Below are 19,161 nucleotides of genomic sequence, written 5' to 3' on the forward strand. Positions count from 1 at the left end.
TTTTCATGCTCTTGCCCTGGATTATTTCCTTATCTAAATTAATCTACTGCCATGGTTATGGCGGGAAATAAAATACCCAAAAAAGACAAAAACCAAAAGTATAATTTATTTTTAAAAGTACTTTTAAAACATAGCATTGGGTAGAATTAAAACAATTAGATGCACAAACTAAAACAATCCTCACATTGATAATTGCACAAAACTAGCCCCTGCCCTACTGAACAGGTACACAGCCTTAAAGGCCAATAAAAAAGCTCCTTTAATCTTATCAATAATTATAAATAAAATACTTTTGACCTAGATCAAACGCTCTAACCCCCACTCACCCTACACAAAGTGTGCCTATCTCATAACACTTGTCTCTTCGGCGCTTCAATTTTAATGTAAGTGGATTCCCAATTAACTAATAAGAATTATGAAAACAACACTTACCCTTGCTGCATTTAGCACCTTGCTGGGACTTGCTTCTGCAAATAGTTATGCAGATGCAAAGCTCAATTCTGAAGATATTTTCCAACTAGAGTATGCAGCCAGTACTCAAATCAGCCCTGATGGCAAAAAAATAGTCTATGAACGCAACAGTTTTGACATTATGAACGATAAGCCAAAACGTGCGCTTTGGCTTTACAATGTACAAACAAAAGAACACTACCCTCTGTTTTCTGACCAATATAATTATAGCCAACCTCGTTGGTCTCCTGATGGCAGTAAAATCGCATTTACCAGCAATCGGAGCGGCTCAAGACAGCTACATGTATACTGGGTGAAGCAAGACAAATTGGCGATGCTAACCCAATTACCAAAAGCGGTTAGCAACATCACTTGGTCTCCAAATGGAGAACAGATTGCGTTTACCATGAACGTACCGCAGGGCAAATCTACGTTTGCCAAATCAGTTAAACTACCAACTAAGCCAAAAGGCGCCCAATGGTCAGAACCAGTAAAAGTAATTGATAAAGCGAGATATCAAGCCGATGGCCGAGGTTTTATCGAACCAGCTTTTCGCCATGTTTTTGTTCTACCAGCCAATGGAGGCACACCAAGGCAAATCACTCAGGGAGACTTTCAACATAATGGCCCTCTGGCTTGGAGCCCTGACAATCAGCATTTAGTTTTTTCATCAGATCACCACCCTGAGTGGGAATATCGAACCACAGAAGCAGATCTGTATAAAGTGAATGTCAACTCTACAACTCTGACTCAGCTGACTGATTTACCTGGTCGAGAATACAACCCAACGTTTTCTAACAAAGGCGATAAACTTGCCTTTGTGAGTCGTGGGAACGAGCCTGTACCGTATATTAATGCAAAGTTGACATTACTAAGTACCAAAGACAATAAAATAAAAACGTTAACCCAAGATCTTGACCGCTCCGTGGCTGACTACCAGTGGTCAGGAAAAGGTGATTTTGTCATTCAATATGATGATCATGGTAAGCGTTTGCTAGCAAAAGTCTCTTCACGAGGTAAAGTAAAACCTTTGCTTGACGATCTCTCTGGTACCACACTCGGACGCCCATATGTGAGCGGAAATTTCACTATGGCAAACAATGGTGCCATTGCCTTTACACAGGGTAATAGCCACTCTCCAGCCGATGTGGGGTATTTCTATAAAGGCAAAAAATCTACTCTCACTCAGCTTAATCAAGATTTACTGGCCAGTAAAACACTTGGTGAAGTCCATGAAATAACGTATAAATCAGAGTTCGACGGCGAGCAAATTCAAGGTTGGTATATTACACCGCCTAACTTTGATAAATCTAAAAAGTACCCTTTGTTGGTCGAAATTCATGGCGGTCCTCATTTAGCCTATGGTCCACACTTTAGTGCTGAGTTACAACGCTATGCTGCAGAAGGTTACGTTGTGGTTTACGTGAACTACCGTGGCTCAACTAGCTATGGTGAGCGCTTTGCTCTGCTGTTAGATGGCAAGTACAGTTCAAAAGAAGATTTTGCCGACCACAATTCTGCCGTAGATGCATTAATCGCGAAAGGTTTTATTGACCAAGACAATCTATTCATAGCTGGTGGCTCAGCGGGCGGAATAGCAACAGCATATGCCATCGGGCTTACAGATAGATTTAACGCAGCAGCCATTACCAAGCCGGTTATCAACTGGATCAGTAAAGTACTGACGGCTGACAGTTACTTGGGCCAGATCCGCAATCAATTTCCAGGACTTCCTTGGGAAAACCTAGCACATTACTGGCAGCGCTCCCCACTCTCGTTAGTCGGCAATGTCACAACGCCATCACTCATCATGACGGGCGAATTAGACAGACGTACACCTATGTCAGAGTCCGAACAGTTCTATCAAGCGCTAAAACTGCGCAAAGTTGATACAGTACTCGTTCGTGTGCCTGGTGCACCTCATGGTATTGCTGGCAGACCATCACGTATGATTTCAAAAATTGAACATACATTGGCTTGGTTTGAAATGTACCGCAAGCCACAAGACAAGTAGGCAAACTTTTCAAAAGGGGCTAACGCCCCTTTTTATTTAATATTAACTAAAATAAAACGCATTTTAGCCGATATGCTGGGTATGACCTCATACTCTGACAAGGAGTCAGTATGCTATCGAAAATCCTAACCCACTCACATGTTAAGGCATCAAATAAACCACCAATAACAGCGCCTGATGAAACGACACTGCATCATCTGCCTAGCGCGCACTCTTTTGCCTATTCAAATCACATAAACAATCAGCAACAACAAAAAGAAGAAGAGGAAAAACCTCCCATCATCACCAAAGAACTAGATGAAGAAGCGAACGGCTATAAAGCTCGCAATCCAAACTTTAAGAGCGAGTACGAGAATTTGGAAAAAGTAACGACGCTAATTCAGGAACAAATACGAGATTTACGAAAAGAGATAAGCGAACTGAAAAAAGCCCCCATTCAAAGGGCATTAACGCTACACACTGAACATATCCAAGAGGTGGATGACACACCAAAAAATGATCAAGGTGAACATGTTGGAAGTAAATACTACAAGAACACTCAAGTAGAGGAACAGGTTGAAATGCTCGAGCAACAACTTAAAGAGCTCCAATCTCAAGAGGCACAGCTACGTATAAAAATGATTGATATGATCTTAGAACGCAAAGAAAATGATAGCTAAGCGCATGTGACAGTGTAGCCTTGCTGCACTGTCACAAGATTTGCGATGTTTAAATACCGCCTTTGTTTCCTGAACCACTGCAACTCCTAGCGTTGCCTTTTTGATATGCCCGCTTTATTTCTGAGGGTGTTAGCACCTTATGATAAAACTGAATTTCCCCGATGGCTCCCTTAAATAACCCTGTTTTATATGAAGAGCGGCTACCGATACGTAGTGGCATATCATTGCTCAGCGAACCTTGACGGCCTGTAGGGTCAAACGCACTGTTAAACTCTCCATTTAAATAAAAGCGGATCCCTTTAGTGCGATCTCTATCAATACTCACTGCTACATGGTGCCACTGATCATCCGCAATAAACGCTTTAGAATCATAAAACGTACACGAGGAATCTGGTTCCTGACAGTACCAACTGCCATTGCCATCGGCTAATTGAAGCGCCAAAAAGCCATCATCAATATAAAATACGTAACCCTGTACATCTGACACTTGGTCTTCGTAACGCTTATCAACAATAATATGCTGTCCAAGTGACGATGTTTTTACCCAGGTTGAAAGTGAGAAGTCACCTGTGTGTACGTCCAAGTCATCATCATGCACTTCAACATAATCATCAAAGCCATCTAGACAAAATGCGACATTTTCTTTTTTGTTGGCGAGTCGAATAACCTCTCCTTGAGAGATTGATAGCTGAGACTGCTCACTTTTCAATACCTTAGTTTCAGCATTAGGCCAAAGCATCCATATCACAACACTTATAAATATAAACCCTGCACCTGCTGCGAATAGATACCAATGTCTGCTATCAGTCACATGATCTAACTTGACGGGCTGTGCGAGGAGGTAGCCCTTGCCACGAATGTTTTTTATCTGCTCTTGGTCATCTAAAGCTTGAAATGCTTTACGCAAAATACTGATACGCTGTTTAACGTTTTCATTCCCTGTTATCACTCCTTGCCAAACAATATTTTGTAACTGCTCGGCGGTAAGCGGTGTATTTTGATGCTCAACTAAGGCCAAAAGTAATGTAAATGACAACTCTGAGAGTGGTTGTTGTTCACCATTCTTCATTAAGCTTTTAGTGTTTAAATCTGCATAAACACTGCCAACCCATAAGCCTTTACAATTCTCTAAACTAAAACCCTTTTCTTCCATAAAAATTTTATCCATATATATCAAAGGGTAATACTTCCCCATTTCCGGTAAAAACGATTTTACTCTTTATTTACCCTGTTTTTCTAGTGTTTTTTACATTCCATGAACACCATACAAGCGCTTTCTTATTCACTTTGAAACAACAATATATTCAAACATTTGATAATGGAGTGTCCAATGGCGAATCTCTCAACAACACACAACTCAGCGCTGGTTATCATTAATTTACTCACAATAACCACGGCTTTTGCAACAGAAACAAACCAAAATAAAAGCTTTAAAGATCCAATAAATTCACAATGTGATCACTACATTAGCACAACTCAACACCTAGTAGATGGCAATAAAATGGCTATTCAAGCGGGTGATACAGTGTGTTTAGAAGCCGGTGAACGCGGACCATTAAGGTTAAGGAATGTGCAAGGAAGTACACACGCCCCGGTTACTTTGCGTAATCAAAATGGCGTGGTTACCTTTTCCCCTTACGAATACAGCATTGCAGTAGAAAATAGCCGCTGGCTCAGAATTACCTCAAACGCTGTCGAAAATGAATCCGAATATGGCGTTAGGTTGGGCGGCACCCTCGGTATTGGCTCATTGAGTGAACAAATAGAAGTCGACCATATTGAGATTTACCGAGCTCGCTTTGCAGGTATGCTCATTAAAACAGACCCAACTTGCGATCCGCAAACTTGGGCAGAAAACTTCACCATGACGGGACTGCGCATTCACAATAACTACATTCACGATACTGAGAGTGGTGAAGGCATGTACATTGGGTACACTGGACTATCTCGCAACCTCATGTGTGACAACGAACTTACAACGGTATATCCGCACAAAATTGAGGATATTCATATTTATGATAACCGCTTAGAACATATTGCTGCGGATGGTATTCAAGTTAACTCAGTCAAGCACAATGCCTACATCGCCCGCAATACTATCTACCGAACTGGCGTAAGTCCTTTTGACCCACATTGGCAAAATACAGGAATACAGATCGGCGGTGACAATGTTGAAGTCAAAGATAACCTCATTTATCGCAGTGGTGGCAACGGGATGATGATTGACGGCGATAACATCACCGTACGCAATAACCATATTATTTACCCTGGTGAAAATGGCATCTTTGCTCGTAATCGTGCCCAACAAGACTCAAATATTTCTGGTGGTGCACCACACTCATACAAGAGCAACTTGATCGTACATCCACAAAGCTACGCAATAAAGCTCTACGCAGTTAATACGGCCTCAGCACACAAACTCATCGAAAACAGCTTTGAAAATGATGGCTCTTTGGATTCTGCTGGACGTCCAAAAACAATTTCATACCTCAATAATCAAGTAATTAGGCATGAACTCAACAATCACCACTATATAACCCAATCTGCTTACCATGCAGGGGATAAATAGGGGTATTAAAGTTTCGCTGGGCGTGCGTTAGTCATCCTTGCCAACATACCTGACCTTTTGGCACGCCCAGCTTTTTATCTCAAAATCAAAGAGTGATAGTTAGTTAACACTTACAATCACTCTCTCTACTAATTCCAATGCGGTAGTTAAATTGCTAACATCTTCATAGATATCTCCATTTCTACCTGAGTGATGGCCATGTCCTACCAATGACATAACTGCAAGAGTCTCATTTGCATGATTGTCAAAATCAATAATCGCTTCATAGATAACTGAAGGCTGCGCACTGTAACCATCACCAGAATAGATGGGGTCATCCAAAAACCTGTCACTAGAATAATAGGTGTTGTAATCAAAGGAGTGGTTCACTTCTAAACGGACTCGATGTCGCCCTTGTAGCGGTGATTGCAAACGTGTTGTATAGATGAAGTTGTCAGTCATTGTCGCGCCACTGAAGCCGTCTATTGTCAATGAATCATCGTCTGGCACCATCATGCCGTTTTCTGCACGCATATTTAATTGATGCAAAAATACAGGCAGAGATTCAGGGCGCATACGGCTATTTTTACTGGCTGGATCTTCTTGTCCTTCTAATACATCCCACGCATTAGGTCCCTCGCCAACTAGTAAGTGAGAATTAAATACCTGATGAGGGTCTTTTTTCACAACCTTATTGGTAAATTGGTTTGTTGCGAGCTTTTCAGTCACATACAATGGCTGCACAAACTCCCCTGATACACTTTCTATCCACAGTGCATATTGCGGCCACAAAAAATAGGGTCCTTTTTTCAGCTCCACCGTTATACGTTGTCCAGTGCCCTCTGGTACCTCCACCTCTCTTTGCACGTACTTCAGTTCAGGATCACTATCTGCTTTATCTGCTGCTTTTAAAGTTTGACCAAAGCGATACACTTCAATTGCCGGTGCCAACTGAAATACCGGTGCCAAACCTACGTATGCAATGACGCAAATTGCCAGCGGCCAAGCAACGGAAAACCGTCCAGCATGTTTTTGAAATGGATTAAGGTAATGCTTCAAAGGTCGAATATTCTTAATTAAGTGCCATACCAACACCAGCACCATGAGTAATCCCACTAAGGTATGCATCAGTGCAATCAGGGCGTTATGTTGTTTTGAAAACATAATCACAGAGGTCACTAGCATAATTAGCAGTGCGCAAAACAAAATCACCCCAATGAATGGGCGGGACTGAAATCTCGACATATACAACTCCTATAAATTGAGCTGCTGTTGTCCCATTGATTTCAAAAAATAACCAATAAAACTTCCTGAAATTATTTAAAACCTTTGAAAATATTACTTATTTTTAAATTCATTGATTTCATTTAGGATAGCATTGAGTGATCTGGCACGCGCAATGTCGGTCGCATTGTCGAGTGCTTCATCATACATATCCTGCACTTCCATTTGCTGAGCAAGCTTTGCGAGGTTCAGCCAAGAGGTCGCTTCCCCCACTGGGCAGCGTAATATTTGATGGTAAGACTTGGCCTCACTGTACAATGCTTTTGCGGTGTCAAATTGATTGCTTCGCATTGCAATATGACCTAAAAGGTCAACACTGTATGCTAGATACAGCCAATCCTTGTGTTCCTTAGCCAACTGGGCAACTGCATTAACCCGAGCCTTTGCCAATGGCAGCTCGTGTTTCATAGCGGCATGTAAAGCATGTAAATAGCCAAGTCGAATTAACTCATGGTGGTTTTCTAACACCTTTGCAATAGGAATACTTTTTTCCAGTAAACTGAGAGCCTGCCCTAAATGTCTTTGTGACAGCTGTAACTCGATTAAAACCCGCCGTGCAGTAATATTTTGAGGTGTTTGCGTTATCAAAGCTTGTAGCAAGCTGACGGCCCCCTCAATGTCACCTTGCAGTTTAAGCTCCAGTGCCCGCCCCATCATTTCATTGAAAAAGTCGCTGTGGTATGAGTGTGTTTCAAGCGCCACCTCACTCCCCGTTAAACGCTTTAAGCGTATTGCCAACTCGTCAAGTAAAGTTCTTGTATCACTGCCAAAAATCACACCTTGCATGTTTTTATGTGGCCAGTACAGTTTGTAACTTAATTGATAGTCATGAGGCGTGCCCATTAACTTAGACACAACAATCAATTGCGCGCCGGATACTGTAAAAATTTGCTCTATATCATGGTCACTGTAATCACTGGCTAACACCTTCTGCTGCACCGAGTTAGATGACTGTAGTGCAGCCGAAGACAAGCGCATTCCTGCCCGACTCATCACCTCCATCACATAATCAGTTTGAAGCACACCAAACGAAGGCTCGCTGGGTAAGCGTTGTATCAATTGATCCATAAAGCCAAGTCTCACCCAGTCGTAATCATTGCCCGCAACCAGATTTTGCGTCGGTAAAATAACAATCGAACCTTGTAACTGCTCTGCTGCTGATTGCTCGATTTGCTTTAGAGCATCACCCGACGAGCTCGTAACCAATTGGCTCATACCAATATAAACAATGCCACTCAATAATAAGCATCCAGCAAATACAATCACCGAGGGGGGTAAGGAGAATAGACCAGCATACGAGTGGGTTTTTACTGGTGCAATCCATTGATAGCCCTGTGTTGGTAGCGTTTTAATGACTTCATGAGGTTGAAATATCTGACGAATCTCTTTAACAGATTGAAATACCACCTGTTCATCCACCACCACATTAGGCCACACTAATTCAAGCAGTTTATGCTTACTTAATACCTGTTGATGGTTTTCCATTAACACCAGTAGCAATTGACAAGTTTTAGGCCTTATTTTCAACCGCTCACCTGCCGCATTTTCAACACTGAATGTATGACCATCAACTCGATACCCTAAGCTGATAAACTGCTTTTTCAAACCTGACTCTCTTTTACGCTTATGCTAAAAACACCCCATACTAATACGAGTCAACTGGCACGTCTAACCTCACATCGTTAATTTTTATAAATCATTATGCCTGCTCTTGCACTAATAGCTTAGGCTTGATTTGAGTCAGTAGTTCATTTGCCGCATCAAAATCGTAGTCATCAATTAAAAGGTTAAGTTTATTAAAAGAATCAAAAAACTCCGTTCCCTGATACACAGGCAATAGCTCACCAACCAAGTCAATGGCGTCCGTATCATAATCAGCAAGAAGCGTTGTTAATGTCACCAGCTTCTGTTCTATTTCTTCCTGTGAAATTTGCACTTGTATCTCATTAGATAGTTCAGGCTGCTCTGATGAAAGCCCGAGTAATACGAGGTTAATATTCTCAATTAGAGGATCCAGTTGGCTGTGCACACGCTCTATTACCTCTTCAACAGGCAATCCCTCAGCACAAGCACTTTCTAACTCTCCAGCCACCGCCTGAACGCCAGTTGCTCCAATATTCCCAGCTGTGCCTTTGAGCGTGTGTGCACAGCGCATGGGCGCATCAGGATCGGTGCTTGCCTCTTGCAATGCCTCATCAAAGTGTTGGGTAAAATGCTGATGTTTGTCTGAAAAGCGTTTTAGTAATCGCGTGAATAGCGCGACATCTCCTTGTGAAATAGACTTCGCTACCTGATTATCGATGCCCTCGATAATTGGATAACCACTTTCGCTATTCACTCTCTCAGCGGGCTGTTCAGCCGTCTGTATTGAGTTATTCGAAACCACAATCCATTTTTGTAATGTTGCAAACATTTTTTCCACATTCAGAGGTTTACCAATAATGTCGTTCATGCCGCAAGCCAATGCAGCTTCTTGATTATCCATCATCACACTCGCTGTCATTGCAATAATAGGTAGAGATGCGTATTGCGCTTGCTCCCTGATTTTTCTGGTTGCAGTATACCCATCCATAACAGGCATTTGGCAATCCATTAGTACGCCATCAAATCGGTTTGTTGCCAATTTTTCCAGTGCTTGTGCGCCATGCTCGGCCACTTCCACTGAGATGCCTTGACCCGTTAACAGCGCAATAGCTAGCTCCTGGTTTAAATCATTATCTTCTACCAACAGTAAATGTGCCCCAGCTAGTGACGTTCTGGAGGACTTCAGTTCACCCTCAGTCATAACCGTGTCGTTTTGCAAACCGAGTACCCGTTGCAAGCACCCGTATACCGCAGTAGGTAAAAAGGGTTTTTGTAAATAGGTAGTACTGCCAAATGACTCTAAATAAGCCTCAATAGGTTGAAATTCATAGAGCGGCATGACAATACAAGGCGTCTCATTCCCATTCGCTCTAAGTTGTTTTAACAGCCCAATTTCATTTTCAATTCGTGCATCTATAAATACGGCATCTTTTTCACCCGCTTGCTCTACTAGGTCGGTTGCTTGGAAAGAAACTGCACACTGCGCATCAATCTCAAAACGACTCAAACAGGACTGTAAATTACGACTTGAACTTGAGTTGCCATCAATGATTAAGGCATTTTTAATATCAAATTCAGTCAGAGCTTCCGGTTCTTTAAGCGCGTCGTTCACAACCAATGTGAAGCTAAATGTACTCCCAACATCAAGCGCACTCTGACAATGAATTTCTCCATGCATTAATTCCACCAGCTTTTTGCTTATCGCTAACCCAAGGCCAGTGCCCCCATACTTACGAGTAGTCGACGTGTCCGCCTGTGAGAAGGAGGCAAAAAGCTTCGCCTGCTGTTCAGATGTCATGCCAATACCAGAGTCAATCACAGCAAATTTCAAAGTGATATCGCCATCAAATTGACTCTCCAATCTGACATCTAGTAACACTTCTCCACCCAATTCAGTGAATTTCACTGCGTTGCTTCCCAAATTGAGTAATATTTGCGAAATTCGCAGCGGATCGCCAATCAAGTGTGATGGAATAGCAGCATCAATATGCGCGCTAAGCTCAAGACCTTTTTCCTTGGCCTTTACTGAAATAACATCCAAACAGCTTCCGATTGTCTCTTCTAGACAAAACTCCACATGTTCTATATCTAGTTTGCCAGCTTCAATTTTTGAAAAGTCCAAAATATCATTGATAATACCCAGCAGCGATTCAGCACTTCGATGAATTTTCTCTACATAGTTGCGCTGTTTATGATTTAACTGGGTTTCGAGTGCCAAATAACTCATGCCAATAATGGCATTCATCGGCGTTCGGATCTCATGGGACATATTTGAAAGAAAGTCTGACTTTGCTTGTGTTGCACTTTCCGCGCGCTCTTTCGCCTGCTTCAGCGCGGTTTCCAATTCTTTGGCGTCAGAGATATCCATATGAATGCCAAACATTTCTTTACGGCGACTATCTTGATTAATATTGACACTGCGGCCCATACTCAAAATCCACTTCCAACCGCCATCGGCAGTTTTCATTCTAAACTCAGCACGATAAGTCTTAGATTGCTTGCTCAAATGTGCTTGTAAAGCACCTTCCACATGGCCTAAGTCATCAGGATGTAAAAGGCTTCGCCATCGGTTAATCGTTTCTCCATATTGCAACTCAAGCTCACCCTCTTGATACCCCAGCATGGTTGACCAAATTGTATTTGTGACCAGCTTGTCGTTTTGACAATCCCACTCCCAAGTACCAGCATTGGCCCCTTGCATAGCTAACTCCAAACGCTGCTCAGCCTCTTTTAACTCGCTGTATGACAGTGAGTTAGCGAGCGCCACGGCGATATGATTGGCAACTGTACGAAGTACATTCAAGTGAACTTCTTTATAAGCCCGTGGCTTATTCGATTGCACAGTAAACACCCCGAGGACTTTCCCTTCTACAACTAGCGGGGCACAGAAAACGGACTTAGTCTGTTCACCATAAAGGTTATTGCAAGCTTTGAGATCCATCTTCTGCCAGCTCTCATCACTGGCGGCGTAAAACTCCTTACCATTAGCAACACAATAAACGTCAGCACTGCTCACCACTTTGGTGTGGCTTTCTAAAGCCTCGTACAGCTCACCTTGTTGCATAGCGTAAATGTAATCAATGTATTGCTGCTCTTCATAAAATACGCCTACGGCAAAAAATTCGCAGTGTAAAATTGTGCTCAAATGATTGTAAATTGTTTCACTGATCACATGCATATCATAAGTGGCCGCAACCTCTTTACCCACCTCACCTAAAACAACAATATCGCGTGTCCTTCGTGCAATTTTCTGCTCCAATTCAAGGCTATTTGCTCTGAGTTGTTTTACTCTTAGCCAGAATAAGAAAAGTAGCAGTATCACCATTAACACAGGTAAGGTAATTCGAAACCATAAGGTCTGGTACCAAGCTGGCACGCTAACAATAGTCAGTTCAATGCCGGTTTGATTCCACACCCCGTGATTATTACTGCCTTGTACTTTTAACTGGTATTCACCTGGCGGTAACTCGCGATAATTCACGGTGTGATCAGGTGTCGTTGCGCTCCAACCTTCATGGTAACCATCTAACCAAGTACGATATCGGTTGTCACCTGTGGCCTGATAATCTAGCGCGGCAAAGTGAATCGACAAATTTTTATCATTATGATTTAGTAAAACTCGCCCACTTTGAATGTCTATCGCTTTGCCATCAACAAAAGCTTGAGTGAAAGCAACTGGCGGGGCGCTGGTGTTTACACGAACTGACTTAGGATTAAATCCTGTAATACCATCGATACTGCCAAATAAGATGCGATCTTCAAACTTAACGAATGAACGAGCCAAGAAATGATGATTGATCAACCCATCATTGGTAGTGAATTGATGAAAAATACCGTAGGTAGGATCAAATTTAAACACACCACTGGCGCTTGCAAACCATAAAAATCCCTCTTCGTCGGACACAATAGACTTAACGGCAAAGTTGACTTGAGAAGCAGTGTTGACGTACTGCTTAAAAGCTTTCGAGGCTAAGTCAAAGCTTGTTACACCGCGATTAGTCGCGAGCCAAACTTGATTGCCCTGCTGCATTGCGTGGGTGACGTAGTTGCCATTGGGGCCCACTTTATTGCCATAGGCAGTAAACTGCTCAAACTTACCATTTGATGGATCGACTCTAAACACCCCTTCGCCATCGGTACCAGCCCAAACTTGTCCTTCACTGTCGTGAAATACAAACTCTAGATCTTGTTGCGGAATATAATTGCGCTTTTCATCGGTATTTCTATTCCAACGTACCATGCCATCTCGACCAGACAGCACTAGCCACATTTCTCCTGCCCTATCAAAACTCACATGCTCCACAGAGCGACGAGAATCCTGAAGCCAAGAAAGCGTAACTAACTCGAGTTTTTTATTTAGCTCATCCACTTTATATAAGCCAAAACTGGTACCCGCAAATAGTTGCCCCGCTTCATCTCGGGCCAAACTATGAATACGAAGGCGATAGTTGCCTTGAAGTGTCTCCGCATCGGCAAAAGGAATGAATGTTTCTTTGCCATCAAAATGGACTAATCCGCGCCCTGTGCCTAACCAGACCCCGCCCTGAGCCGCCATTTCAGCTGTGAGTACTTGATTAAATAATCCCGACAACAGCTCATCTTGCAGATAATCTTGCCAAGACATAAAGGCAGGCGGGTTTGGAAAGACTTTTTGAACTCCAGAGTAGCGCGTCGCAGCCCACAATAAACCACTATCATCGACTAGTACTTGGCGCACGTCTCTATTTTGTAACAGAGCAAGCTTACTGTTTGGAATAGGTGATAAAAACTGTTCCAGCCTTGGAGAGAATCGATAGATCCCCGCAAAGGTGGCCAATAATATATCGCCGTTAAAGTGCATTAATCGCGTTACACTTGGCAATGTGCCAGTTGGTAAATTGTATGTCTTATACTCATTAATATTTGGATTAAACAACCCAAAGCTTGTTCTGGTAGCAACCCAAATTTGACCTAGTTCATCAACTGAAACCTGTCTAACCTCAGCGTGATCTAGGGAATTTTCCGCCACTCCAAATCCCTGAAATTTCCCGGTATCACGATCTAACCGGTAAAGCCCATTGGATGTGCCAGCCCAGATCCCGCCATTTAGATCTTCGCTAATACTCCATACTCGGTCGTTTCCTATGCTGCTGGGGTCATTATCTACATGTACAAAGCGTTCGAAACTCTGCCCGTCTTCGCGCATTCGATTGAGTCCACCGCCGCTGGTACCAACCCACAAAGTACCATCACGACTCTCAAATAAAGATTGAACTTTATTCGCACCGAGGGACGTAAGCTCATTAGGGTCGTGCTTGAAATGCACAAAATGTTGCTGCTCTCGGACAAATAAGTTGAGTCCACCACCCCAAGTCCCAGCCCATAAGCGACCCTGTTTGTCGAAAAGGAGTGCCCCAACACTATTTGCTGACAGCGAATTAGGATCATTGGGGTCGTGATTAAAGCTGATAAATTCATAGCCGTCATATCGCTTTACGCCATCGGCACTGCCAAACCACATAAACCCTTGCGGATCTTTAGAGACAGCGTAAATTTGCGGGTTTGCCAAACCATTATAGGCTGAAATACTCTCGACTTTTATTTGTGCCCAGCACAATTTGCTGGCAACCAATACAAACGAACTTACCACTACGAGTAATAGCCGCAAAGGCTTCATACCTGACTCCTTGATTGAGTTTTTATTCTCACCGTTTGGTTCTCCTAACAGCCTACGCTGCTTTATGGGATAATTTAGTATCTAAATTTGAATTCTGTATGCATAATTATTAGACACTTTTGAAGAACATGTGCAAAATAAGAACAGTTAATTTTTGTCTAACTATCACTCAGTTATGAAGTCGCGTGCGCAAAGGCAGCTAATTAGCGTTTAATTTTTTTTAAACGGAATCGCGTGGAGGATCCAATGACCAGTAGTGACAGTAGCCAATCCATCACAGTTCTCATTGTAGAGCCCCATGAAACTATCCGCTCGATGATAGCCAGTACAGCCAAAAAACTCGGTGATGTTACAGTCGTACAAAGCTCAAATGGGGTGGACGCCAGAGAAAAGCTCACCTACCACGACATACATCTCATCATCTCAGAGTGGCAATTACCAAAACTCGATGGTATTTCTTTACTACAGTGGGTACGCAGTAACCCACGTACTGCACATATCCCTTTTGTCATGACCTCTGCAACTATAGACCAAAGCAACGTGATGCAGGCCATTCAAAGTGGAGTCTCTGAATACATAGTAAAACCGTTCTCTAGCCAAATTTTACTCTCCCGATTGCAAAGAGCACTCAGCAAACCTGTCAGAGCGATCAAGCAAAATGCAACTGAGCAGGCTCAGCAAGAACACATTACACAAGTGCTGGTTGTTGATGATGTGGCCGATAACATCAAAGTTATCAGTGATATTTTGCGCAAAGACTACAAAGTTAAAGCGGCGCTCAACGGTAAAAAAGCACTGCAAATTTGTGCAATGGAACCTCAACCGGATTTAGTGCTACTGGACATTATGATGCCAGATATGGATGGTATTGAAGTTTGTAAGCGATTAAAGTCAGACCCTCAAACACAGCATATTACCGTGATATTTTTATCTGCTTTAGAGCAAACTGAGCACATCGTAAAAGGTCTAGAATTAGGCGCGGTCGACTATATCACTAAGCCAGCTAACCCCTCAATTGTGCGATCTCGAGTTAAGGCCCATTGCCGCGCCATAGAATCAAACCGATTGATGCGTAATCAGATCGATACCATGATGGAAAATGCCAAGCTCCAAGATCAATTTGATAATATGAACCAACATCAAATTATTGCACCTATACGAGATATTCAAAGCGCAAGCAGCAAGCTCTCCGATCATTTAAATGAGCCAGAAAAAGCCCAACAGTATTTGGATCATATTCAACAGCATTGCCAGCAACTCCAGCTCCATGTAGACAATATGCAAGCACTGCAGAAAATAGAACGAGATGAATACTCTCTGTCGATTTCAACTATTCCTCTATACGAGGTGGTTGAAAAAGTTCTATTGGGGCTCAGCCACATTATTTCCAAAGAGCAAATCCAAATAGCAAACAACCTTGCACCTGGGTTAAAAATTAAAGGCGACCAGCAATTGCTTTTTACGGTGCTTACCCAGCTTATTCAAAATGCTTTAGAGGCTTCGAATACACAAAAATTAGTGAGTATCAGTGCACGCAGCGACAACCAAGTGCATACCTTGAGTATTCTAAATTCAGACCCTATCCCCGCGTCAATCCGCAGTCAATTTTTTGAGAAATTTGTCTCCCATGGCAAAGGAGAGCGCTCAGGGCTAGGTACTTACACGGCTAAAAAGCTCACGGAAAAACAAAATGGCTTTATTGAATATCGCAGTGATGAAGAGTCTGGTACCGAAGTATTTGTGAGTATGCCAATCGGTTAATGCAGTTGGACTCTTTCACCTTTATAAAGCAGGGATGCATACGTATTCAAAACAAAATATTTACAAAAGTGCTACCTTAGCAATTCTAGGCGTATAAAAATCGCGCAACATTCTTGCAAGGAATAGCCATGTCTACTTTAAAAAATAGCTTTTGCACCTATAAACGTACCTGCTGCTATATATTTGCAGCATGCTTACCTTTGAGCTTCTCTCCAACCAGTAGCGCCACCGACGATGTAATGCTACAGGGATTTTATTGGGATGTTCCCGTTGATGAGCAAAACAAAAATGGGATTTGGTGGGACAACTTAGCCAATAAAGCCCCCGCACTATCTGAAGCGGGTTTTTCTAGTATTTGGATCCCACCGCCTTCAAAAGGTAATTGGGGGATCATTGATATGGGATACGGTATTTATGACCATTACGACTTAGGTACTTACGACCAAAAAGGCACGATAGAAACTCGTTTTGGTAGCCAACAAGAATTGAGTGAGATGATTGCCAAGTTGCAACAAAATAATATAGATGTTTACGCCGATGTCGTACTCAACCACATCTATACCAATGAACAAGATAGCGAACCTAACCCCGCAGTCAAAGCTTATGCTCAGCACAAAGCACATAACCATCAACATGTAGCCTATCCAAGCAATGAAATAAGTTGGCAATTGAAAGGTGTACAGGGGCGAGTTTTTATCAAAATCCAAGGTTATGGTTCAACGATGCCATGGGCGCAAGACATCAATCAACGTGGCTACCAGCTCACAATTACCGACAGTAAAGGAAAGCAGGTTACAAACAGTACCCATGTTGAACAAGAGCCAAACGATGGCAATTTTTCAACAATCCGTGCAGGTAATAATGCTTTTCCAGGCCTGAATTTAGCGCTGCGCGGCCAAATTATCGATAAACAAGACATTGACGAATACTATTTAGATATTGCCACAAAAAGCGACCTATTTATCACTCTAAGCGCCAAGCAAGGCCCTATAACCAGTACTCAGGATTGGACAGACGCAGCCCAAAGTAATGGCTACTTTCCCGTTGAGGTTTGGCAACAAGCCAATGGTTCTGCGCCAACAGTTGAAATTACTGACACGCATTTAGTTGCCCATACCAATACAAAAATCACGCCCCCACAACGTAATCAATACGCTAATATTCCCAATACAGATGATGGTTGGCAGTTCAGTGATTTTCATCCAGTTGATGAGCATGACTGGCTAGGGGAGTTGGGTAGTGACAACATAATCACTAACACCAAAATGTTTGGTAATGACAGCAACACCTTTTCTCCTCGTGTACAGCAAAAGTTAATTGACTGGGGAAAGTGGCTCAAGACGGAGCATAAGTTCAATGGGTTTCGACTCGACTTTGTACGCGGATTCCAACCTGAATTTGCCGCACAGTGGGTAAAAAGCTTGCCAAAAGAACAGAACCAGCAGCCTTTTGTTGTAGCCGAATATTGGGGTGGAGATAGCAGCATCAAAGCTTGGGTCGATACCGTCAAGGCACATGGTGCGGACATTGATGTATTTGACTTTCCTTTAAAGTCAGCACTGACACAGATGACGAATCAAAATCAGCACTTTGATATGCGTACACTCAATCACGCGGGGCTTGTACGTAACCAAACAGGCAACCAACTAGCCGGAACAGAGGTTGTCACCTTTGTAGAAAATCATGATACCGGTAAAGAACATGACAAGTGGGTGAATAAGGATTTTAAGATGGCGTATGCTTACATTCTAACCCATGAAGGAAAGCCCACCGTATTTTATTCACATTACTATGGCGTAAAGCAGCATGACTACCATGACCCATCCAAGGAAATTACTGCGCCAATCACATTACAGCAAAATATCAACCAGCTTATATTCGCCCGAAATACTTATCTAGATGGCGAACTAAGTGTGTTATCACAGTCTGGTAATCCATTTGGTGATGTACAACACGTTTATGTGGCAAGACGCAATGGCAAAACATCGAAACAAGGCGCCATAATCGTGCTCAACAACCATGATTCACAACGCAAGGGGCTCTGGGTTACAACCCATGCTAATGGCTTGTCAAACTTTGCAGGTAAGACCCTAGTTAATGCCTTTGAGCCAAGTGATACGGTCAGAATTTATGAAGATGGTCGAGGCTATTTCAGCGCTCCTAGTAGAGGCTACGCTGTTTACGTTTTACAAAGTGATTACGTTCCTTACCCAGTAAACTAGCCCACTATTTACAATGGCTTACGAGTGCGCCAACGCCCTGTTAAGCCATTGTTTTTGCTAACTGCGCTTCAATACCTTGCAAACACACTCCGATACTTAACGGCACCTGTCTACTGAATGTGTAAAGTGCAAATACTGGATTGCTCGTAAGCTGATGATCAGGAAAGACGGGATGCAAATTGCAATTTGGCTCTGCTAATTTAAATTCGGGCACTAATCCAATACCCGCGCCGCTATTAATCAATGCAAAGCTGGTATCAAATGAATTAACCACGCAATTTGCGATGGCAGTGAAATGTTCACTCTCCCCTTTTTCATTTATCAACGTATGTTGTATATCAGTACCTTGCCAAAGGTTTGCAATATACCTTTGATGACCAAGATGATAATTTTTCACAGCTTCAGCCGTGCCACACAATACATCCTTAAACTCACCAATCAAACGCTGTTTCGCGTCACAATCTTTTGAGTTACCCACACGAATGGCCAAGTCGATATTGTCTTCCAGCAAATCTAACTGTCTATCATCAGCAATCAGCTCAGGTTCGAGTTGCGGGTGCGCAATGCACACTTTAGCCAGTGCCGGTGCAATCAATGTGGACATCAACGCATTAGGCGCGGTTATTCGGACCTTCCCTTTAGCAACCTGACTAAACTGCTGTGCTTCATGCCAAGCATGTAATGCCGTTTGGTTGAGTACCTTACATTGCTCATAAAACGTTTTTCCTGCCGGCGTTAAACTCTGCCTTCGAGTTGTACGTTTGAGCAATGTTACACCCAAATCTTGCTCCAAAGCTTTGAGGTGCTGACTAAGTACGGACTTCGATAGTTCCAATGAGTTGGCGGCGGCGGTAATAGATCCACTTTCTACAATATGTGCGAACAATGACATGTGACGCAATTTGTTCATTGATTGTCTCTTTTAATTAAACAATACGTTCTATTTATTCTGTTTTTATAATGTAATAAATTTTCTAAACTGT

Annotated in this window: 10 protein-coding genes; 5 read left to right on the top strand and 5 right to left on the bottom strand. The window is 42.6% G+C overall.

Going from position 1 to position 19,161, the window contains the following annotated elements; all coding sequences use genetic code 11:
• Positions 1-415 precede the first annotated feature (415 nt).
• Positions 416-2,464, top strand: a complete 2,049-nt coding sequence (locus N475_RS23170) for a S9 family peptidase (RefSeq protein WP_063366034.1) — start codon at positions 416-418, stop codon at positions 2,462-2,464.
• A 110-nt stretch (positions 2,465-2,574) separates the two neighbouring features.
• Positions 2,575-3,123 carry a hypothetical protein gene (locus N475_RS23175; protein WP_063366035.1) on the top strand — a complete coding sequence of 183 codons (549 nt, stop codon included), beginning with the start codon at positions 2,575-2,577 and terminating at the stop codon, positions 3,121-3,123.
• A gap of 49 nt (positions 3,124-3,172) precedes the next feature.
• Here N475_RS23175 and N475_RS23180 read toward each other — a convergent pair whose 3' ends face one another.
• On the bottom strand, positions 3,173-4,291 hold the full coding sequence (locus N475_RS23180) for a LamG-like jellyroll fold domain-containing protein (protein ID WP_063356730.1): 1,119 nt from the start codon (positions 4,289-4,291) through the stop codon (positions 3,173-3,175).
• 162 nt (positions 4,292-4,453) lie between these two features.
• Here N475_RS23180 and N475_RS23185 point away from each other — a divergent pair, with 162 nt between their 5' ends.
• Positions 4,454-5,692 (top strand): right-handed parallel beta-helix repeat-containing protein, encoded by a 1,239-nt coding sequence (locus N475_RS23185; RefSeq protein WP_063366036.1) that lies wholly within the window; start codon positions 4,454-4,456, stop codon positions 5,690-5,692.
• 99 nt (positions 5,693-5,791) lie between these two features.
• On the opposite strand, the gene N475_RS23190 is transcribed toward N475_RS23185, so the two are convergent.
• The 3 genes from N475_RS23190 to N475_RS23200 all read right to left on the bottom strand — a co-directional run bounded on the left by N475_RS23190 (position 5,792) and on the right by N475_RS23200 (position 14,195).
• On the bottom strand, positions 5,792-6,916 hold the full coding sequence (locus N475_RS23190; RefSeq protein ID WP_063366037.1) for a hypothetical protein: 1,125 nt from the start codon (positions 6,914-6,916) through the stop codon (positions 5,792-5,794).
• 93 nt (positions 6,917-7,009) lie between these two features.
• Positions 7,010-8,560 carry a winged helix-turn-helix domain-containing protein gene (locus tag N475_RS23195; RefSeq protein ID WP_063366038.1) on the bottom strand — a complete coding sequence of 517 codons (1,551 nt, stop codon included), beginning with the start codon at positions 8,558-8,560 and terminating at the stop codon, positions 7,010-7,012.
• Between the two features lie 94 nt (positions 8,561-8,654).
• Positions 8,655-14,195: a response regulator gene (locus N475_RS23200; RefSeq protein ID WP_063366039.1), complete on the bottom strand. Its 5,541-nt coding sequence runs from the start codon at positions 14,193-14,195 to the stop codon at positions 8,655-8,657.
• A 246-nt stretch (positions 14,196-14,441) separates the two neighbouring features.
• Between N475_RS23200 and N475_RS23205 the strand changes: the two genes are divergently transcribed.
• A complete protein-coding gene (locus N475_RS23205; protein WP_063356735.1) occupies positions 14,442-15,956 on the top strand; it encodes a response regulator in 1,515 nt (504 codons plus the stop codon).
• A gap of 128 nt (positions 15,957-16,084) precedes the next feature.
• Positions 16,085-18,178 (top strand): alpha-amylase family protein, encoded by a 2,094-nt coding sequence (locus tag N475_RS23210; protein ID WP_063356736.1) that lies wholly within the window; start codon positions 16,085-16,087, stop codon positions 18,176-18,178.
• Positions 18,179-18,218: 40 nt separating this feature from the next.
• Here N475_RS23210 and N475_RS23215 read toward each other — a convergent pair whose 3' ends face one another.
• Positions 18,219-19,088, bottom strand: coding sequence for a LysR family transcriptional regulator (locus tag N475_RS23215; protein WP_063366040.1), 870 nt, complete (start codon positions 19,086-19,088; stop codon positions 18,219-18,221).
• Positions 19,089-19,161: the final 73 nt, after the last annotated feature.

Origin of the sequence: Pseudoalteromonas luteoviolacea DSM 6061, assembly GCF_001625655.1 — a bacterium.
GTDB classification, from domain to species: Bacteria; Pseudomonadota; Gammaproteobacteria; order Enterobacterales; family Alteromonadaceae; genus Pseudoalteromonas; species Pseudoalteromonas luteoviolacea.